We start from the raw sequence: 18,679 nt of genomic DNA, 5'->3' as shown, positions 1-18,679 counted from the left end.
GTCATGGCGATTTTCAAGCGCAAGACCGCCGAGGCGGCGGACACCGTTTCCGCCGCTCCTGCCCGACGTCCCATCTGCCTTGCGCTTCAGGGCGGCGGCGCACACGGCGCCTTCCAATGGGGTGTGCTGGATCGTCTGTTGCAAGACGATCGGCTTGATATACGCGCCGTGTCCGGCGTCTCAGCGGGAGCGATGAACGGCGCGGCCCTGGTGTCGGGCCTCGCGTCAGGAGATGGCCGCGCCGCGCTGGACAAGCTCTGGCGAGAGGTCAACCAGTTCGGCGGTCGCAACGTCTTCGGCGACAGCGCGATCTGGAATGCGGCGCGGACGCCCGACTGGATCAAGGACAACCCATTCTGGCGCGCGGGCGAGACGCTGGCGATGTCGATGAGTCCTTATGAATTCAATCCGCTGAACCATAATCCTCTGAAACGGGTTTTGCAGGCCTCGGTCGATTTCGGCGCCGTTCAGGCCTCGGACATCCGGCTTTTCGTCGCCGCCACCGCCGTGCGCCAGGCGAAGGCGCGCATCTTCGAGACGAATGAGATCAACGCCGATGTCCTGATGGCGTCGGCGTGCCTGCCGCATCTGTTTCAAGCCGTGGAGATCGAGGGCGAGCCCTATTGGGACGGCGGCTATCTGACCAATCCGCCGCTGTGGCCGTTGACCGGAGACGACACGCCGGACGACGTGCTGTTGATCACACTCAATCCGATGATGCGCGACGAGACGCCGAAAAGCGCAGGCGACATCGTCGATCGGCTGAACGAGATCGTCTTCAACGCGCCGCTGGTCGCCGAGCTGCGCGCTATCGCCCTGGCGGGTGATTTGATCGAACATGGGCAGTTGAAAGGCGGCGGCGCGGGACCTTATCGGCACGTCCGGCTGCACGCGATCGAGGCGGACGGCTGGCTTTCGGACCTGTCGCTGCGATCCAAGTTCAACACCGAATGGGGTTTCCTCAACGACCTGAAGGCGCGAGGACGTGCGGCCGCCGACGATTGGCTGAACGCGTGCCTGGCCAGTGTCGGACGCCAGTCAAGCGTCGATCTTCAGGCCCGCTTCGGCTAGCCGACGAAGCCTGCCGCCCGGCGCAGACGGTCGTTGATGGCTTCACCCAGTCCCGTCGTCGGGATCGGCGATACGGCGATACCTGTCGGCCGTGTGCGATCGGCCTCGCGCAGCAGTCGGAACAGGTTGGCGGCGGCTTCGCGCAGATCGCCCGACGGGCTCAAGCTCCAGCGCGGCTCACCGGCTTCGGGGCCGAAGCCGAGCAGGATCTCGCCGTCACGCGCCTGCTCCGCCTCGATCCGAACCGGCGCATCCGGCGCATAGTGCAGGGTCAGTCTCCCGGGCGAACGATGCCCCTCCCCGCTCTGATGAAGGGGACCTACGACGGCCTCGATCTCGGACCGAGTGATGACGCCGGGACGAAGCAAGTCGACCCTTCCTCCCAGCACTGACACGACCGTGCTTTCCAGACCGACCTGGCAAGGCCCGCCATCGACCGCCGCTGAGACGGCAAAGCCCGTCTCCTCGACAGCATCGGGGAAGGTCGTCGGGCTGGGTCGTCCGGAACGGTTGGCCGAGGGGGCTACGACCGGGCCGCCGAACACCGCCAACACTTCCCTGGCCGCCGGATGCGCCGGAACGCGGATCGCGACGCTGTCCAGTCCGGCGCGCGCCAGATCGCAGACCCTGCGCGTGTCAAGGATTGGCGTGATCAGCGTGAAGGGCCCTGGCCAGAAGGCATCCGCCAAGGCCCCTCCGAGCGGGCCCAACTCGCCGATTTCGGCGGCCGCATCGACATCCACGACATGCGAAATCAGCGGATTGAACTTCGGTCGTCCTTTTGCGGCGAAGATGGCGGCGACAGCCTCGGCATTGCTCGCGTCGGCGCCCAGTCCATAAACGGTCTCGGTCGGCAGCAGGATCAGATCGCCGTTCGCCAGCGCCTGAGCGGCTTGCAGTGGCGTTTGGCTCACGGTCGGCGCGGGATGATCGGGATCATCCGGTGCAGCACATTGTCCCGATCAATGAACTGGTGCTTCAGCGCCGCGATCACATGTAGGGCGATCAAGACATAGAGACCCTTCACCGCCAGTTCGTGCAGCCCCATCAGGCTGCGCGCCGTTTCGCGCCCGCCGCCGACGGGCAGCAGGGGCCAGGAGAAGAGGCCAAACCACTCGATCGCCCGCCCGCCCGCCGAGGATGCGAGCCAACCGGTCATCGGAATGACGATTAGGGCCAGATAGAACAGGACGTGCGTCGCGCGCGCCGCCACCTTCTGCCAGCGCGGCAAGGCCGATGGCAGAGGAATCGCCGGATGCGCCAGACGCCATCCGATCCGTGCGAGGGTCAGCACCAGAATTGTCAGACCCAGCGACTTGTGCAGCATGACGAACTGGCCCGAAATCGGCCCTTCCGTATTCTCGTGCGCGGTGATCAGCAGCACCTGCGCCAGAACGGCGGCGGCGATACCCCAGTGCATCAGCAGGGAAACGACCGAATATCGATTGCGGGGCTCGCCCATGTCTTCCCTTCCGCGACGGCACGGCGTCACCATGCCTTCAGCCACTTTGCACTGAGACGGGGCGCGTCGCCAAGACGCTTGCAGCGACAGGCCCCGACGCGGCACTTAGGCCGCAAAGACGATTGAGGAAACCCATGACCTATCGCGCGCCCGTTCGAGACCTGGCCTTCACTTTGGAATCCGTCGCTGGCATGGCCGACGTGGCCGCAACCGGCGCCTTTCCCTACTATGACGCTGACGTCGCCGGCGCCGTTCTGGAGGCGGCGGGGCAATTCTCCGAAGAGGTGCTGGCCCCGCTGAACCGGATCGGGGATCAGAAGGGCTCGACCTACGCCAATGGTGCCGTCACCGCCGCGCCCGGCTTCGCCGACGCCTATCGCCAGTTCGCGGCCGGCGGCTGGACCGGGCTGTCGGCCTCGACCGAAGCCGGCGGACAGGCCCTGCCCAAGGCGCTGGAACTGGCGGCCTATGAGACCGTCCATGCCGCCAACATGGCGTTTGGCCTGTGCCCCATGCTGTCGCTGGCCTCGATCGAGGCGCTGGAGCAGGTCGGGACGGAAGAGCAGAAGGCCAAATATCTGACCAAGCTGGTCAGCGGCGAATGGACCGGCGCCATGGTGCTGACCGAGCCAGGCGCCGGATCGGACCTGGGTTCGCTGATCACTACGGCGACGCCGAACGGCGACGGAACCTATGCGCTGAACGGGCAGAAGATTTACATCACCTGGGGCGACCACGACGCGACCGACAATATCGTGCACCTGGTGCTGGCCCGCCTGCCGGACGCGCCCAAAGGGCCCAAGGGCATCAGTCTGTTCCTGGCGTCGAAGTATGCGGTGAAGGAAGACGGCACGCTGGGCGACCGCAACGCCTTCCGGCCGGTCGGCGTCGAGCACAAGCTGGGCATCCACGCCTCGCCGACGTGCGTCATGAGCTATGAAGGGGCGACCGCGGAACTGGTCGGCCAGCCGAACCAGGGCCTGGCCCACATGTTCGTGATGATGAACGCAGCGCGCCTGGCGGTTGGCGTCGAGGGCGTCGGCATCGCCGAACGCGCCTATCAGCACGCCCTCGCCTATGCCTTGGACCGTCGTCAGGGGCGCTCGGTCTGGACCGGCGAGGCCAACGCCCCGATCTTTGACCATCCCGACGTGCGCCGCATGCTCAGCGTCATGAAGGCCAAGATTTCGGCGGCGCGCGCCGTATGCCTGTCGACCGGCGTCGCCGCCGATCTCGCTCGCCATGCCGGGACCGATGAGGAACGTCGCCATTGGAAGGGGCGCGAGGACCTGTTCACCCCCATCGCCAAGGCCTGGTCCACCGATATCGGCTGCGAGGTCGCCTCGATGGGCGTCCAGATCCACGGCGGCATGGGCTTCATCGAAGAGACCGGCGCGGCGCAATACTATCGCGACGCCCGCATCGCCCCGATCTACGAAGGCACCAATGGCATCCAGGCCATGGATCTGGTGGGTCGCAAACTGTCGATGGACGGCGGCGATGCGGCCAAGGCGCTGATCGCGGACATGAAGGCGACGCTGGTCGATCTCGGAAAGCTCTATAGCGGCAAGCCCGTCGAACGGTTCGCCACCGCCATCGAGGCGGTCGAGGATGCGACCCTGTGGCTGCTGGATCAGAAGGCCGATCCGAATGCAGCGGCCGACGTGCTGGCGGCCGCCGACGCCTATCTGAAACTGCTGGGCGATGTGGCCGGCGGATGGATGCTGGCCAAGGGCGCGCTTGCGGCAAAGGCGAAGCTGGACGCCAATGACGGTGATCCGATTTGGCTGCAGGGCAAGCTGGACCTCTACGAAGTCTATGCCGCCAATGTCTTGGGCCACGTTTCCAGCCGTCTCGCTGCCGTGGGTCAGGGCGGCGACCTGCTGCGGCGGATGACGGTGGACGCGCTGGCCGGATGATCGGCTCGGCGTTTCTCCGTTTGACGTAGAGGGGGCCGGACCTTCAAGGTCCGCCCTTCAAACAAGCAGGGAGCGTCCGATGAATCGTCGGCAAATGATCATGTCCACGGCGGCGACCGCCCTCGCCGTTTCGGCTTCCCCCGCGCTCGCCCGTCAGTCCACCGGATCCCCCATGCCTCAACCGCCCGTCGCCAAGAAAATCCCCGTCGTCATCGAACAACTGGGCCGCACCCGGACCGACGACTATCAGTGGATGAAGGACGACAATTGGCAGGCGGTCCTGCGCGATCCGACCCTGATCAAGGCCGAGGTCAAGGAGCACCTGACCGCCGAGAACGCCTACCGCGAGGCCATGATGGCCTCCACCCTGCCCTTGCAGGAGACGATGTTCGCCGAGATGCGCGGCCGCATCAAGGAAGACGACAGCTCGGTTCCGGCGCCGGATGGCGGCTGGAACTACTACGTCGAATACCAGACAGGCGATCAGCACCCCCGCTACATGCGCGTCGAGCGTCAGGGCACGTGGATGGTCGATGGTCAGCCGGTGACGAAAAACTTTGTCATGGCCCCGACGCCCCAGCTGCTGCTGGACGCCAACGAGCTAGCCAAAGGCAAGGCCTATTCGGAAGTGTCGGCCGCAAGCCACAGCCCGGATCATACGCTGTTCGCCTATGCAGAGGACGCCCAAGGTTCCGAGGTGCACAAGATCTACGTCAAGGATCTGGCGACCGGCGAGGTGCTGCCCGAGGTGATCGACAGCGCCACCGGCGACTTCGTCTTCTCGCCGGACAGCCAGTGGATCTTCTGGACCAACCGCGACGACAACGGCCGTCCGGACAAGATCTTCCGTCGCCCGGCCCGCGGCGGCGCGACCACCTTGGTCTATGAGGAAGCCGACGACGGCATGTTCATCGGCGTGGGCCGCACCGCCGACGACCAGTTCATCGTGATCGGCATTCAGAACCAAGAAACGTCGGAGGCGCGCTACATTCCCGCCGCTACGCCGACGGCCGAGCCCGTCGTGCTGGAGCCGCGCGTTGTGGCGACCCGCTACGACGTCGATCACTGGGGCGACCGCTGGGTGATCCGCACCAATGCGGACGAGGCCATCGATTTCAAGATCGTCCAGGCCCCGACCGCGACGCCGGCCAAAGCGAATTGGACCGATCTGGTGCCGCACACGCCGGGCCGCTTCATCGAAGGCCTGGACCTGACCCACGCCCATCTGGCGCGTCAGGAGCGTGCCGACGCCAACACCCGCATCATCATCCGCGACCGCGAAGGCGCCGAGCATGAGATCGCGGTGGACGAACCGGCTTTCGCCCTCTCGCTGGCCGGCGCCTCCGAATATGAGACGACGACCACACGCTACACCTACAATTCGCCGTCCACGCCGACGCAGACGTTCGACTACGACATGGCGTCGCGCGAAAGGGCTCTGCGAAAGACGCAGCAGATTCCGTCTGGTCACAATATCGAAGACTATGTCGTCGAGCGGCTGAACGCGCCCGCCTCGGACGGTCAGTTGGTGCCAGTCACGGTGCTGCGTCGCAAATCGACGCCGGTCGACGGTTCGGCGCCCCTGCTGCTCTATGGCTACGGCTCCTACGGCATCCCCATGCCGGCCAGCTTCTCGACAAACCGGTTGTCGCTGGTGGATCGCGGCTGGATCTACGCCATCGCCCATATTCGCGGCGGATCGGACAAGGGCTGGGGCTGGTTCCTCGACGCCCGGAAGATGACGAAGAAGAACACCTTCACCGACTTCATCGCTTCCGCCGAACACCTGATCGACAAGAAATACGCCACGGCCGGAAACATCGTGGCCCAGGGCGGATCGGCGGGCGGTCTGCTGATGGGCGCGGTCAACAACATGCGGCCCGACCTGTGGGCCGGGATCATCGGTCAAGTGCCGTTCGTGGACGTGATCAACACCATGTCGGACACCTCGCTGCCGCTGACGCCGCCCGAATGGCCCGAGTGGGGCAACCCGATCGAGGACCCGGCCGCCTACGACTATATGATGAGCTACAGTCCCTACGATCAGGTCGAGCCGAAAGCCTATCCGGCGGTCCTGGCGACGGGGGGCCTGTCCGATCCGCGCGTCACCTACTGGGAGCCGGAGAAGTGGGTCGCCAAGCTGCGACCCGCGACCACCTCGGGCAAGCCGGTGCTGCTGAAGATCAATATGGAGGCCGGTCACGGCGGCGCGGCTGGGCGGTTCGACTATCTGAAAGAAGTCGCCCACGATTACGCCTTCGCCGTCTGGGCCATCGACAAGGGCTGGGAGCACGCGTGAGCGCACTGACGGTTCGCGACGCCCGTCCCGACGACATCGCCGCGATCACGGCCATCTATGCCGAGAGCGTCGCCAATGGGCGCGGCACCTTCGAGCTGGAGGCGCCTGACGAGACCGAGATGGCCGCAAGGCTCGCCGCCGTCGAGGCGCTCGGCCTGCCGCGGCTCGTGGTCGAGATCGACGGCGCGGTCGCCGGATACGCCTATGCCGGGCCGTTTCGCACGCGTCAGGCCTATCGCTACATGGTCGAGGACTCCATCTACGTCGCGCCCTGGGCCAGGGGGCGCGGCGTGGCCGGCGCCCTCCTCGATGCGTTGATCGTTCGGTGCGAAGCGATGGGTCTTCGTCAGATGGTCGCGGTCATCGGTGATGCGGAGAACGTCGGTTCAATCGCGCTGCACCGTACGCGCGGCTTCAGCGACGCCGGCGTGTTCAAGGCGGCCGGCTGGAAGCACGACGACTGGCGCGATGTGGTGTTCATGCAGCGGGTGCTGGGCGACGGTGGCACCACAGCGCCCGACGCGCCGGGTTTGCCCCTTGTCGACAAGAAGCCGCTGCGCTGACGCATTGCGGCGCCGTGACCCGACGCCTATCCTGACGCCGTGAAGATCGTTCAATCCCTGTTGCTGCTGATCGGCGCCCTGTCGGTGCTGGCGCTCGGCGCGGTCGGCGCCTCGGCGTCGCCGGCGACCGCCGCGCCCTGCCATCAGACGGGTCAGTCTTCGCCCGACCAGACCCCGAACCAAGCGCCCAAGGCCATGAAGGCGATGATCTGCTGCGTCGCCTGCGTCACGACGCCGACGCTGGACCCCGCGCCGGTTTCCGGTCCGACCCTGTCGCCGTCGCGCGTCGTCGCCGTTCCGGCCGCCCTGCCGGCCGGTCGCCTGCTGGCGCCCGACCCCGGACCGCCCCGCCCCCTGATCGTCTGACACACCTCGCGCCTCTCGCAAGGCGCACTCCGTCACGATCATCAGAGGAGGCCTTGAATGGCTATCCGTACTGTCGTCGGCGCCTGCGCCGGCGCTTCCCTGCTCGCCCTGGCTCAGGCCGCGGCGGCGCAGGATCACTCGCACCACGCATCGACCAAGCACACAGCCGATCCGCACGCGGGCCACGACATGCCCATGTCATCGGCCGAGCCGATGACCGATCACGCCAGCATGGGTCATACGATGACCAGCCCCTACGGTCCCTGGCCCATGAGCCGCGACGCCTCCGGCACCAGCTGGCAGCCCGACGCCGGCGAACACGGCGGCGTCCACAGCGTCCGTGGCGACTGGATGGTGATGACCCACGCCATGCTGAACCTGGTTTACGATACGCAGTCCGGTCCGCGCGGCGGCGACAAGACCTTCGTCGCCGGCATGCTGATGACCTCGGCGCGGCGTGACTTCGACGACGGTTCGAAGCTGAACCTGCGCGCCATGCTCAGCCCCGACCCGCTGATGGGCAAGTCCGGCTATCCGCTGCTTCTGGCGGCGGGCGAAACGGCGGATGGGGTGAATCCGCTGGTCGATCGTCAGCACCCCCACGACCTCTTCATGGAGCTGTCAGCCAGCTATTCGAAGCGTCTGTCCGACAAGGACAGCGTCTATGGCTACATTGGCCTGCCTGGAGAGCCTGCCTTCGGCCCGCCCGCCTTCATGCACCGCCTGAGCGCGATGGACAGTCCCGAGGCGCCGATCACCCACCACTGGCTGGACTCGACCCATATCGTCTTCGGTGTGACGACCTTGGGCTGGGCGCACGACCGGTTCAAGATCGAGACCTCGGCCTTTAAGGGTCGTGAGCCGGACGAGGAACGCTGGGGCATCGATTCGCCCCGGCTGGACAGTTGGTCCGTTCGCGCCGCCTGGAATCCGAGCGACGACTGGTCGCTGCAGGCCTCCTACGCCGATGTCTCCTCGCCGGAACAGCTGGAGCCCGACGAGGACGAGACGAAATGGTCGGCCAGCGCCATTCATACGCGGCGACTGGGCGATGACGGCTGGTGGTCCTCGACCCTGGCCTGGGGCCGCAAGACCAATGACCATGGCGAATCGAAGGACGGGTGGCTGCTCGAATCCGCCGTCCATCCGAACGACCGCTGGAGCGTCTTCGCCCGCGCCGAGCGGATCGAGACGGATGAACTGGTGCCCGGCGTCGGCAGCGGCCACGGCCCGCTCTACACGGTGAGCAAGGCGTCGGTCGGCGTGGTCCACGACTGGCGGATCTCCGAACACGTCCGGTTCGGCCTCGGCGGTCTCTATGCCATGAATCGCGTGCCGACGGCGTTGGAGGCGCTGTACGGCGGCGATCCCGACGGGGCGATGCTCTTCGTGCGGCTGAAGATCGACTGATCTAGCTCAAGGCCTGTCCGGCTTCGGCCGGGCGGGCCGGCGGCTGGTCCAGAAGCCGCAGCGCTTCATAGCCGACCAGGACCACGCCGAGCACGAGCATCAGCGCTCCGGCGATAAGCACCAGGCGCACATGCCGGTGCAGGTGATAAAGCAACTCGCCGATCATCGACGGTCCCGCCGCATTCGGATCGGGCCAATTCGATCCGTTCCGAACAGTCTACTGCAAAATGCGGACCTGATGGAGTCTGTGCGAACCGCGTTCTGTCAGACCAAGCGGCTCTGCACCACGGCCGCGCCGATGAAGCTGGCGAACAGCGGATGCGGCGCGAACGGACGGCTCTTCAGCTCGGGGTGATACTGAACGCCGATGAACCAGGGGTGGTCGGGGCGTTCGACGGTTTCGGGCAGCACACCGTCGGGCGACAGACCGGCGAAGACCAGTCCGCCCTTCTGCTCGATCGCCTCGCGATAGTTGATGTTGACCTCGTAGCGGTGGCGGTGACGCTCGCTGATCGCGGTCGAACCGTAAATCTCGGCGATCTTGGACCCGGCAGCCAGAGTCGAATCATAGGCGCCCAGCCGCATGGTGCCGCCCAGATCGCCGCCTTGCTGACGCAGGACGCGTTGGTTGCCCTGGGTCCATTCGGTCATCAGGCCGACGACCGGCTCGGCGGTCGGGCCGAACTCGGTGGAAGAGGCCTTGGGATAGCCGGCCAGGTTCCGCGCGGCCTCGATCACCGCCATCTGCATGCCGAAACAGATGCCGAAGTAAGGGATGTTGCGCTCACGGGCGAAGCGGGCCGCCTCGATCTTGCCTTCCGAGCCGCGCTCACCGAAGCCGCCCGGCACCAGAACGGCGTGCGCGCCTTGCAACCGCTCCTCGCAGGCCTCGGGATCGCCCTCGAAGGTATCGGCCTCGACCCAGTCGATGTTGACCTTGACGTTGTTGGCCACGCCGCCGTGATGAAGCGCCTCGATCAGCGACTTATAGGCGTCCTTGAGGACGGTGTATTTCCCGACCACGGCGATGGTGACCTCGCCGTCGGGCTGCAGGCGGCGACGCGCGATCTCCTGCCAGCCGGTCAGATCCGGCTCGGGCGCATCGTTGATGCCGAAATGCGCCAGCACTTCGCGGTCCAGACCCTCGCGGTGATAGTCCAGCGGCACGGCATAGATGTCAGCGGAGTCCATTGCTTGAATGACGCCGCTTTCGCGCACGTTGCAGAACTGGCCGATCTTGCGCTTTTCCTCAGCCGGGATCGGCTGCTCGCAGCGGCAAAGCAGGATGTCCGGCTGGATGCCGATGGACCGCAATTCCTTGACCGAGTGCTGCGTCGGCTTGGTCTTCATCTCCCCGGCAGTCTTGATGAACGGCAGCAGCGTCAGATGGACGAAGCAGCTCTGGCCGCGCGGGAGGTCCTGCCCCAACTGGCGGATCGCCTCGAAGAACGGCAGGCCTTCGATGTCCCCGACCGTGCCGCCGATCTCGACCAGAACGAAGTCGACGTCTTCGCCCGCGTCGGTCAGGGCGGGGTTAGGCAGAAGGATTTGATCTGGTCGGTGACGTGCGGAATGACCTGCACCGTCGCGCCCAGATAGTCGCCGCGACGCTCCTTCTCCAGAATGGTCGAATAGATGCGGCCGGTCGTGATGTTGTCGGACTTGGCCGCCGACACGCCGGTGAACCGCTCGTAGTGGCCCAGGTCCAGGTCGGTCTCGGCGCCGTCGTCGGTCACGAAGACCTCGCCGTGCTGATACGGGCTCATCGTGCCCGGATCGACGTTCAGATAGGGGTCGAGCTTGCGCAGGCGGACCTTGTAGCCGCGCGCCTGCAAAAGAGCGCCGAGAGCGGCGGAGGCGAGGCCTTTTCCTAGCGAGGAAACCACGCCGCCGGTGATGAACACATAGCGAGCCATGGGGGGACACCTTACTCCATGATTCGCGGCTCGGTCATGCCGCCGTCGAATCGAACTGTTGATCAAAAGAAGAAAGCGCGCCCTGCGGCGCGCTTTCTGAAACTCGGGTCTTTGTCGGAGCCTTACTGGGCGGGCTGTTGGGCCGGCGCCGGAGCGGTGGAGGCCGACGGCAGGCTGGCTTCCAGATCATCCAGCGAAGGCGTCGCCGGCTTGGCCGGCGCAGCGGGCTGTTGCTGGGCGGGCTGTTGCGTCTGGGTCTGCGGCGTCGTGGCCAGCGAACCCACGGCGTCGGCGTCGATGCCGGACACCGAAGCGCGGTCCATATTGCCGACAACCGTCAGAATGATCGTCAGGGCGAACAGCGCGGCCGCCAGCCACCAGGTGGTGACGGTCAGTAAGTTGCCGGCGCCGCGTGCGGTCATGAAGCCCGACGGACCGCCGCCCATGCCCAGGGCGCCGCCCTCGGACTTCTGAAGCAGGACAATGCCCGTCAGCGCGATGGCGACGATGATGATGGCGACGAGCAGGATGGTCTGGAGCATGGCGTCATTCATGTGGGCGCGGATCTGCGCCGATCAAGCGGCGGCCTCTATCATCGAAGCGCGCCAGGGGCAAACGTCAGGCGGCGGCGTTGACGATCGGCATGAAGTCCTCGGCCTTCAAGGACGCGCCGCCGACCAGGGCGCCGCCGACTTCCGGCGTAGCCAGAATGTCGCGCGCATTCTCGGGTTTGACCGAACCGCCATACAGAATGGGCGCGGTGCGAGCGCCGTCTCCCAGCTTTGCGACGATGGCGGCGCGCACGGCCGCATGGACCTCGGCTATCTGATCCAGAGTGGGTGTCAGGCCCGTCCCGATGGCCCAAACGGGTTCATAGGCCACTGCGAAATCGCGCTCGGCCAGGCAGGACGGCAGCGAGCCCGCGACCTGGCCCGACACGACGGCGATGGCGTCGCCCGCTTCCCGCTGCTGCAGTGTTTCACCGACGCACACGATGGGCTCTAGCCCGGCGGCGATGGCGGCCTCGACCTTGGCGGAAATGTCCGCATCGGTCTCGCCGAAAGCCGAGCGGCGTTCGGAATGCCCCAGAATCACCACGGTCGCGCCGGCGTCGACCAGCATTTCGGCCGATACCGAGCCGGTGAAGGCGCCGGTGGCCTTCTCATGGCAATCCTGACCGCCCACGGCCACGCCGCTGCCCGCCAGGGCGGACTGCATGCGGTCGATCAGCGTCGCCGGCGGGCACAGCACCACACGGCAGCCCTGCCCCGTCGTACCGACGGCATCCCTGATCGCCTCAGCCTGCGCCAGGGCGGCCGAGACGCCGTTCATCTTCCAATTGCCGACGATCATCTTCACGGATTGTTTCATGGCCGCCTGTCTAGAAGGCGAAAACCGCCAAGCCAAGAGGCGCCGCCGCAATCCGGACACGAAGCCATCCTTGCAGCGGCGGCCTCGCCCCGACTATACGCGACGATTGACGCCAATATCGGCCAGTCCCGGGTTTTCGAATGCTCACCGCCTTCCGCGCCTTCTCTCGATCCAAATGGGCGGCCGCCCTGCTTGTCCTGATCGCGATCAGCTTCGTGATCGTCGGCGCGCGGATGGATGTCTTCTCCAACCTGGGACCGAAGCACGTCATCGATGCGGGCGATCGTTCGATGAACGAGGCCGAGTTCCGCACCGCCTTCGATCAGGTGCGTGAACGGCTGCAGCAGCAGGTCGGCCGTCCCCTGACGAACCAGGAGCTGGTGGCGGAAAACATCCACGTCCGCTTCCTGACCGAGCAGACGCAGCAGCTGGGCTTCCTGAACTGGGCCTACAAGGCGGGCATCCGCCCGGGCAAGGAACTGATCGTCAAGCAGATCCGCCAGATCCCGGCCTTCTTCAACTCGGTCACCGGCCAGTTCGATCAGCAGGCCTATGAGGCGGCTCTCGCGCAGCAGAACCTCACGCCCGCCATGCTGGAGCAGGACCTGCGCGACCAATATGCGACCGAGCATTTCGGCGCCGCCGTCTTCGCCGGCGCCCGCGTGCCGCGCATCTATGGCGCGCTGCTGGCCGGGTCCGCCTTCGAGAGCCGCGACGGGCGCTGGTTCGAGGTGACCCCCGCGATGGCTGGTCAGATCCCGGCTCCGACCGACGCCCAGTTGAACGCCTTCATTCAGGAGAACGCCGACCGCCTGCGCGCGCCCGAGTTCCGCATGGTGTCGGTCGTTCTGTTCACGCCTGAGGGGTCGGCCAATGCGCCGATCTCGGAAGACCGCATCCGCGAGCGCTTCGAGTTCAAGAAGGACACGCTGAGCAAGCCCGAGACGCGCTCCTTCGTCACCCTGACCGCCCCTAACCGCGAGACCGCCCAGAAGATCGCCGCCGCCCTGCGCGCGGGCCAATCGCCCGCCGACGTCGGTCGCGGCAACAACATCACGCCGGCCGCCTTCAACGAGACGCCCCGCTCGGCCATCGGCGACGCCGCGACCGCAGCCGCCGTCTTCGGCCTGCAAGCCAATCAGGTGTCCAATCCGGTCCAGGCCGGTGTCGGCTTCGCCGTCGCCAAGGTGACGGCCGTCCAACCCGCCGCGCCCGCCACGCTGGACAGCGCTCGCGAGGAGCTGATCCAGGAACTGCGCGCCGAGGACGTGAAGACCCAGACCTACGCCAAGGTCGAGAAGTACGAAGCCGCCCGCACGGCCGGAAAGAACCTCGCTGACGCCGCGCGTGAGGCCGGCGGTCGCATCGTCGATCTGCCGCCCTTCACCAAGGACGGCAAGCTGCCGAACGGTCAGGCGCTGAACGCCCCTCCGCAAATCTTCGAGACGGCCTGGAGCCTGGCCAAGGGCGGCGAGAGCGACGTCATCGACGCCGGTCAGGGCCAGTATTTCGCCGTGCGCGTCAACGACATCCGCCCGTCGGCCCTGCCGACCCTGGCCGAGGTGCGCGAGCCCCTGGCCGCCCAATGGATCCAGCGGGAGACCATGCGTCGCCTGTCGGCCAAGGCTGAAGAGCTGACGACCCGCGTGCGCAATGGCGAGGACATCGCTGCGGTCGCCCGCTCGGTCAATGCGCCGCTGACCGTGCGCACCGGCGTCATCCGCAATCAGCAGACCCAGGAAGCCTTGGGCCAGGGCGTGCTTCAGGGTCTATTCGGCCAGTCCAAGGGCCAGGCCTTCTCGCAGCCGGCGTCGCAGACCGCCTATGTGGTCGGCCGCGTCGACAACGTCCGCGCCGCCAATCCGGCCGTAGCCGGTCCGCTGGCCGAGCAGGTTCGCCCGCGCCTGACCCAGGAGTTGGTGCAGGCCATGGTCGAAGCGTCGGTTTCGGCGGGCGCCCAGCGCTCGAAGGCCAAGAACGACCCGGATCAGGCGCTGTCGGCCCTGGGTCTGTCGAGTGGCGCAACGCCCGCCGCACCGGCGCAATGACCGACGACGCTTCGCGCGACCTCACGTTCGACGCCTTCGCCGCCGGCCTTTCGGCCGGTCGGCCGCAGGTCCTGGTTCGACGGGTCATCGATGACCTGGAAACCCCGGTCTCGGCCTATCTGAAGCTGGGACGCGATCGGCCGTACGCCTGTCTGCTGGAATCGGTGGAGGGCGGCGCGGTCAAGGGACGCTACTCCATCCTGACGCTGGATCCCGATGTGGTCTGGCGTTGTCGATCCAACGCGGCCGAAATGTCGCGCGGCTCAGCCATAGCGGAGGGTCGCTTTACGGCCGACCCCCTGCCGGCGCTGCAATCCCTGCGCGCGCTGATCGCGGCGTCGAAGTTCGATCTGCCGGAGGGTTTGCCGCCGATGGCCGCCGGCCTGTTCGGCGTCTTCGGCTACGACATGGTGCGCCTGCTGGAACCGCTGGGCGCGCCAAACCCCGATCCGCTCGATCTGCCCGACGCCGTGCTGACACGGCCCTCGCTTGTGGCCATCTTCGACTCGGTCCGCCACGAGATTGTTCTGGTGTCGGCCGCCTATCCCGACGCCGGCATTGCCGCGCAAGAGGCGTTCGACGCCGCGACGGCGCGGCTGGACGCGTTCGAGACGGCCCTGCGCGCCCCCCTGCCCGTCCGCGCCGCTCCGCAGCAAACGCCGCCTCCCGTCTTCACTTCCCCGGTTGACGAGCCGGCCTTCGGCGAGATGGTCGCCAGAGCCAAGGACTACATCGGCGCCGGCGACATTTTCCAGGTCGTGCTCAGCCACCGCTTTTCGGCGCCTTGGACCGACGATCCCTTCGCCTTCTATCGCTCGCTGCGTCGCCAGAATCCGTCGCCCTATCTGTTCTATCTGAACTTCGAAGGTTTCCAGCTCGCCGGCTCCAGCCCCGAGATCCTGGTTCGGCTGAAGGACGGCGAGGTCACGATCCGGCCGCTGGCCGGCACCCGCATGCGCGGCGCGACGCCAGAAGCGGACAAGGCGCTGGAAGTCGAACTGCTGGCTGATCCGAAGGAGCTGGCGGAGCATCTGATGCTGCTGGACCTCGGCCGCAACGATGTGGGCCGCGTCGCGGCGCCCGGCACGGTCGAGGTCACCGAGAGCTTCGTCGTCGAACGCTACAGTCAGGTCATGCACATCGTCTCCAACGTGCGGGGCAAGGCTGACCCCAGGCTGGATGCGGTCGACACGCTGCTGGCCGCCCTGCCCGCCGGGACCCTGTCGGGCGCGCCCAAGGTCCGCGCGATGGAGATCATCGACGAACTGGAAAGCGAAAAGCGCGGCGTCGGTTACGGCGGCGGCGTCGGCTATATTTCGGCCGGCGGCGAAGCGGACATCTGCATCACTCTGCGCACCGCCCTGTTCGCAGACGACCGAATCTTCGTTCAGGCCGGGGCCGGCGTCGTCGCCGACAGCGATCCTGCGGCCGAATATGCCGAGACCCAGCACAAGGCGCGGGCGCCGATGCGGGCGGCGGAAGACGCCTGGCGCTTTCGGACCGGCAATCGCTAGCGCGAAATCGTCATCGCCGGGTCGTTGAACTGCACGCCGGGTCCGATGATGACGACGCCCGCCATTAGAACCGCCGCAGTCGCTGCGAGCGCAGCTGCGCCAAGTGCGGCGACGGGGTTGGGCCTGGTTTCGACCACGACCAGCTTCGCCTTGGCGGCGGCGATCTTGGCGGCGATGTCTTTTTCAGCGGCGAGTTTCACCCGCCCAGTCCTAGTCCCGTCGAGTTAATATGCGCTTTAAGGCCGCGCCCGCTTGGCGCGGACGCGCGTCACGCCTAGAAGCCAAGCCATGATCCTCGTCGTCGATAACTACGACAGCTTCACCTACAATCTCGTCCACTACCTCGCGGAGTTGGGCGCGCCGACGCATGTGGTGCGCAACGACGACCTGTCGGTGGACGAGGCGTGGGCGCTGAACCCCGCCGCCGTTCTGCTGTCGCCCGGCCCGTGCGCGCCCGATCAAGCCGGCATCTGCCTGCCGTTGATCACGACCGCGCCAGAATCGATGCCGATTCTGGGCGTGTGCCTGGGTCATCAGGCCATCGGCCAGGCCTTCGGAGGCGACGTCATTCGCGCCAAGACCCTGATGCACGGCAAGACCTCGCCGATCCTGCATGAGGGTCAGAGCGTCTTCGCCGGCCTGCCCTCGCCCTTCACCGCCACACGCTATCACTCGCTGGCGGTCAAGCGCGAAACCCTGCCGGACGACCTGGAGGTCACCGCCTGGACCGCCGACGGCGAGATCATGGGTTTGCAACATCGCACCCGCCCGATCCACGGTGTGCAGTTCCACCCCGAATCCATCGCCACCGAACACGGTCACGACATGCTGGCCAACTTCCTCGAGATCGCCGGCGTAAAGCGCCTCGCGGCCGCCTGACCGTGGGCGACGGATTCAAGCCGATCCTCGCCCGGCTGGTCGAGGGCCATCCGCTGACGTCGCAACAGGCGCACGACTTCTTCGCCGCCTGCCTGCGCGGCGAGCCGACCCCCTCGCAGGTCGCCGCCGCCGTCACCGCCATGCGGATGCGCGGCGAGACCGTGGACGAGATCGCCGCCTTCGCGGGCGCCATGCGCGAGGCCGCCCTGACGCTGGATCACCCCTATGAGGTGATCGACACGTGCGGCACCGGGGGCGACGGTCAGCACACCTACAATATCTCGACCGCCGCGGCCCTGGTTCTGGCCGGCGCCGGTCTGAAAGTCGCCAAGCATGGCAACCGCGCAATGTCATCGAAATCAGGCTCTTCCGACGTCTTGTCGATCTTGGGCGTGAACCTGATGGCGTCGCAAGCGCAGCAGAAGAAGGCGCTGGACGAAGCCGGGATCTGCTTCCTGTTTGCGCCAGCCTATCACGGGGCGATGCGTCATGTCGGGCCGGTGCGGGCCGAGATCGGTTTTCGCACTGTCTTCAACCTGTTGGGACCGCTTTCGAACCCGGCGTCTGCAAGACGACAGGTCATGGGCGTCTATGATCCGCGCCTGCTGGAGCCGCTGGCCGAGGTGCTGGGCCGGCTGGGCGCCACCCGGGCCTGGACCGTTCACGGCCAGGGCTTGGACGAACTGGCGACTTCCGGCCCTACAGAAGTCGCCGAATGGAAGGACGGCGCGGTTCGCCGCTTCCAGGTCACGCCCGAGGACGCCGGTCTGCCGCGCGCCTCTATCACCGACATTCGCGGCGGCGACGCCGAGGAGAACGCCGTCGCCCTGCGCGCGCTTCTAGCCGGCGCGGCTGGCCCTTACCGCGACATTGTACTGCTGAACGCCGCCGCCGCCCTCGTGGTGTCGGATCGCGCGGCCGATCTGGCCGAGGGTGCCGCGCTCGCAGCTGCCGCGATCGATGACGGTCGAGCCGCCGTGGCGCTGGATCGCCTGGCCCGCATCACCTCCACGCCGCTGGAAATCGAAGAGCCCGCATGACCGACGTTCTGGACCGCATCGCCGCCTACAAGCGCGAGGACGTCGCCGCCCGCAAGGCAGCGACTTCACAGGACGCGATCGAAGCCTTGGCCCGCGCCGCATCCGCTCCACGCGGCTTTCGCGCCGCCTTGGAACGTGTAGGCGAGGAAACCGGGCGTCCCGCCCTGATCGCCGAGATCAAAAAGGCCAGCCCGTCAAAGGGCCTGATCCGGCCCGATTTCGATCCGCCGGCTCTGGCCCGCGCCTATGAGGCCGGCGGCGCGGCCTGTCTGTCGGTGCTGACCGATGGCCCCAGCTTCCAGGGCGACGACGCCTATCTAAGCCAGGCCCGCGAGGCCGTCGCCCTGCCCTGCCTGCGCAAGGACTTCCTGGTCGATCCCTGGCAGGTCGCCGAAAGCCGCGCCCTTGGCGCCGACTGCGTCCTGATCATCCTCGCCATGATTGATGACAGCCTGGCCGCTGAACTGCTGTCGGAAGCCGAACGCTTTGGCATGGACGCGCTCATCGAGACCCACGACGAGGAAGAAATGGCGCGCGCCTGTGCGCTCGGCGGCGATCTGGTGGGGGTCAATAATCGCTCGCTGCGCACGTTCGAGGTCGATCTGGAAACCACGGAGCGGCTGTCCATGCTCAGCCCCGTGCGCGCTCTGCTGGTCGCAGAGAGCGGCATCTTCACGCCCGACGACGTGGCGCGCGTCTCGGCTGCCCATGCCCAGGCGATTCTGGTCGGCGAGAGCCTGATGCGTCAGGCTGATGTCGAGGCGGCGACCCGTCAGCTGCTGTCCGTCTGAGCCGAGATGCGGCGGCAAGCCTCGCCGTTA

The 18,679-nt window shown here is 66.8% G+C and carries 17 protein-coding genes and 1 pseudogene; 11 read left to right on the top strand and 7 right to left on the bottom strand.

Features of this window, described 5'->3' with window-relative positions:
- Positions 1–3: 3 nt before the first annotated feature.
- The gene (locus E7T10_RS09420; protein ID WP_137721591.1) at positions 4–1,071 is read left to right on the top strand and encodes a patatin-like phospholipase family protein; all 1,068 of its coding nucleotides are present in this window, start codon (positions 4–6) and stop codon (positions 1,069–1,071) included.
- Here E7T10_RS09420 and E7T10_RS09415 read toward each other — a convergent pair.
- Together E7T10_RS09415 and E7T10_RS09410 are read right to left on the bottom strand one after the other, a co-directional pair.
- Entirely contained in the window at positions 1,068–1,985 is a 918-nt protein-coding gene (locus E7T10_RS09415) for an L-threonylcarbamoyladenylate synthase (RefSeq protein ID WP_137721590.1), read from the bottom strand. The two genes, E7T10_RS09420 and E7T10_RS09415, sit on opposite strands and share 4 nt — an antisense overlap.
- On the bottom strand, positions 1,982–2,533 hold the full coding sequence (locus tag E7T10_RS09410; protein ID WP_137721589.1) for a cytochrome b: 552 nt from the start codon (positions 2,531–2,533) through the stop codon (positions 1,982–1,984). The genes E7T10_RS09415 and E7T10_RS09410 overlap by 4 nt, the downstream gene beginning before the upstream one ends.
- Positions 2,534–2,667: 134 nt before the next feature.
- On the opposite strand from E7T10_RS09410, the gene E7T10_RS09405 reads away from it, so the two are divergent.
- From E7T10_RS09405 to E7T10_RS09385, 5 genes are all read left to right on the top strand, one after another.
- A complete protein-coding gene (locus E7T10_RS09405; protein WP_137721588.1) occupies positions 2,668–4,452 on the top strand; it encodes an acyl-CoA dehydrogenase in 1,785 nt (594 codons plus the stop codon).
- A gap of 79 nt (positions 4,453–4,531) precedes the next feature.
- The gene (locus tag E7T10_RS09400) at positions 4,532–6,751 is read left to right on the top strand and encodes a S9 family peptidase (protein ID WP_137721587.1); all 2,220 of its coding nucleotides are present in this window, start codon (positions 4,532–4,534) and stop codon (positions 6,749–6,751) included.
- Positions 6,752–6,756: 5 nt separating this feature from the next.
- A complete protein-coding gene (locus E7T10_RS09395; RefSeq protein ID WP_210416233.1) occupies positions 6,757–7,314 on the top strand; it encodes a GNAT family N-acetyltransferase in 558 nt (185 codons plus the stop codon).
- Between the two features lie 39 nt (positions 7,315–7,353).
- Positions 7,354–7,680 carry a hypothetical protein gene (locus tag E7T10_RS09390; RefSeq protein ID WP_137721585.1) on the top strand — a complete coding sequence of 109 codons (327 nt, stop codon included), beginning with the start codon at positions 7,354–7,356 and terminating at the stop codon, positions 7,678–7,680.
- 57 nt (positions 7,681–7,737) lie between these two features.
- Positions 7,738–9,090, top strand: a complete 1,353-nt coding sequence (locus E7T10_RS09385; RefSeq protein WP_137721584.1) for a hypothetical protein — start codon at positions 7,738–7,740, stop codon at positions 9,088–9,090.
- A gap of 1 nt (position 9,091) precedes the next feature.
- Here the strand turns inward: E7T10_RS09385 and E7T10_RS15750 are convergent, their stop codons facing one another.
- The 4 genes and pseudogenes from E7T10_RS15750 to tpiA all read right to left on the bottom strand — a co-directional run bounded on the left by E7T10_RS15750 (position 9,092) and on the right by tpiA (position 12,377).
- Positions 9,092–9,256, bottom strand: a complete 165-nt coding sequence (locus tag E7T10_RS15750; protein ID WP_165116665.1) for a hypothetical protein — start codon at positions 9,254–9,256, stop codon at positions 9,092–9,094.
- 98 nt (positions 9,257–9,354) lie between these two features.
- Positions 9,355–11,006, bottom strand: a pseudogene (locus tag E7T10_RS09380) (CTP synthase).
- A gap of 122 nt (positions 11,007–11,128) precedes the next feature.
- The gene (gene secG / locus E7T10_RS09375; protein WP_017503940.1) at positions 11,129–11,560 is read right to left on the bottom strand and encodes a preprotein translocase subunit SecG; all 432 of its coding nucleotides are present in this window, start codon (positions 11,558–11,560) and stop codon (positions 11,129–11,131) included.
- A gap of 64 nt (positions 11,561–11,624) precedes the next feature.
- Complete coding sequence (gene tpiA / locus E7T10_RS09370) at positions 11,625–12,377, bottom strand: triose-phosphate isomerase (RefSeq protein WP_137721583.1); 753 nt, start codon at positions 12,375–12,377, stop codon at positions 11,625–11,627.
- A 140-nt stretch (positions 12,378–12,517) separates the two neighbouring features.
- Here tpiA and E7T10_RS09365 point away from each other — a divergent pair, with 140 nt between their 5' ends.
- On the top strand, positions 12,518–14,425 hold the full coding sequence (locus tag E7T10_RS09365; RefSeq protein WP_137721582.1) for a peptidylprolyl isomerase: 1,908 nt from the start codon (positions 12,518–12,520) through the stop codon (positions 14,423–14,425).
- Entirely contained in the window at positions 14,422–15,939 is a 1,518-nt protein-coding gene (gene trpE / locus E7T10_RS09360) for an anthranilate synthase component I (RefSeq protein WP_137721581.1), read from the top strand. Before E7T10_RS09365 ends, trpE begins: the two co-directional genes overlap by 4 nt.
- On the opposite strand, the gene E7T10_RS09355 is transcribed toward trpE, so the two are convergent.
- Entirely contained in the window at positions 15,936–16,139 is a 204-nt protein-coding gene (locus tag E7T10_RS09355; protein ID WP_055809137.1) for a hypothetical protein, read from the bottom strand. The two genes, trpE and E7T10_RS09355, sit on opposite strands and share 4 nt — an antisense overlap.
- Before the next feature lie 88 nt (positions 16,140–16,227).
- Between E7T10_RS09355 and E7T10_RS09350 the strand changes: the two genes are divergently transcribed.
- Genes E7T10_RS09350 through trpC form a run of 3 tightly spaced genes read left to right on the top strand, consistent with a single transcriptional unit; the run spans position 16,228 to position 18,649 of the window.
- A complete protein-coding gene (locus E7T10_RS09350) occupies positions 16,228–16,818 on the top strand; it encodes an aminodeoxychorismate/anthranilate synthase component II (RefSeq protein WP_039247450.1) in 591 nt (196 codons plus the stop codon).
- Positions 16,819–16,820: 2 nt separating this feature from the next.
- On the top strand, positions 16,821–17,858 hold the full coding sequence (gene trpD, locus E7T10_RS09345; protein ID WP_137721580.1) for an anthranilate phosphoribosyltransferase: 1,038 nt from the start codon (positions 16,821–16,823) through the stop codon (positions 17,856–17,858).
- Positions 17,855–18,649, top strand: a complete 795-nt coding sequence (gene trpC, locus E7T10_RS09340; protein WP_137721579.1) for an indole-3-glycerol phosphate synthase TrpC — start codon at positions 17,855–17,857, stop codon at positions 18,647–18,649. The genes trpD and trpC overlap by 4 nt, the downstream gene beginning before the upstream one ends.
- Positions 18,650–18,679: the final 30 nt, after the last annotated feature.

The organism is Brevundimonas sp. SGAir0440, assembly GCF_005484585.1.
Classification (GTDB): domain Bacteria; phylum Pseudomonadota; class Alphaproteobacteria; order Caulobacterales; family Caulobacteraceae; genus Brevundimonas.
Note: the sequence above shows the minus strand (reverse complement) of the source record. Positions and strands in the feature narration are given on the sequence as shown.

Excerpts from the sequence above, each read along its gene's own strand:
- E7T10_RS09350 (WP_039247450.1), top strand. The coding sequence starts at position 16,228 with ATGATCCTCGTCGTCGATAACTACGACAGCTTCACCTACAATCTCGTC.
- E7T10_RS09405 (WP_137721588.1), top strand. The coding sequence starts at position 2,668 with ATGACCTATCGCGCGCCCGTTCGAGACCTGGCCTTCACTTTGGAATCC.
- E7T10_RS09410 (WP_137721589.1), bottom strand. The coding sequence starts at position 2,533 with ATGGGCGAGCCCCGCAATCGATATTCGGTCGTTTCCCTGCTGATGCAC.
- tpiA (WP_137721583.1), bottom strand. The coding sequence starts at position 12,377 with ATGAAACAATCCGTGAAGATGATCGTCGGCAATTGGAAGATGAACGGC.
- E7T10_RS09385 (WP_137721584.1), top strand. The coding sequence starts at position 7,738 with ATGGCTATCCGTACTGTCGTCGGCGCCTGCGCCGGCGCTTCCCTGCTC.
- trpC (WP_137721579.1), top strand. The coding sequence starts at position 17,855 with ATGACCGACGTTCTGGACCGCATCGCCGCCTACAAGCGCGAGGACGTC.
- E7T10_RS09365 (WP_137721582.1), top strand. The coding sequence starts at position 12,518 with ATGCTCACCGCCTTCCGCGCCTTCTCTCGATCCAAATGGGCGGCCGCC.
- E7T10_RS09420 (WP_137721591.1), top strand. The coding sequence starts at position 4 with ATGGCGATTTTCAAGCGCAAGACCGCCGAGGCGGCGGACACCGTTTCC.
- trpE (WP_137721581.1), top strand. The coding sequence starts at position 14,422 with ATGACCGACGACGCTTCGCGCGACCTCACGTTCGACGCCTTCGCCGCC.
- secG (WP_017503940.1), bottom strand. The coding sequence starts at position 11,560 with ATGAATGACGCCATGCTCCAGACCATCCTGCTCGTCGCCATCATCATC.
- E7T10_RS09400 (WP_137721587.1), top strand. The coding sequence starts at position 4,532 with ATGAATCGTCGGCAAATGATCATGTCCACGGCGGCGACCGCCCTCGCC.
- E7T10_RS15750 (WP_165116665.1), bottom strand. The coding sequence starts at position 9,256 with ATGATCGGCGAGTTGCTTTATCACCTGCACCGGCATGTGCGCCTGGTG.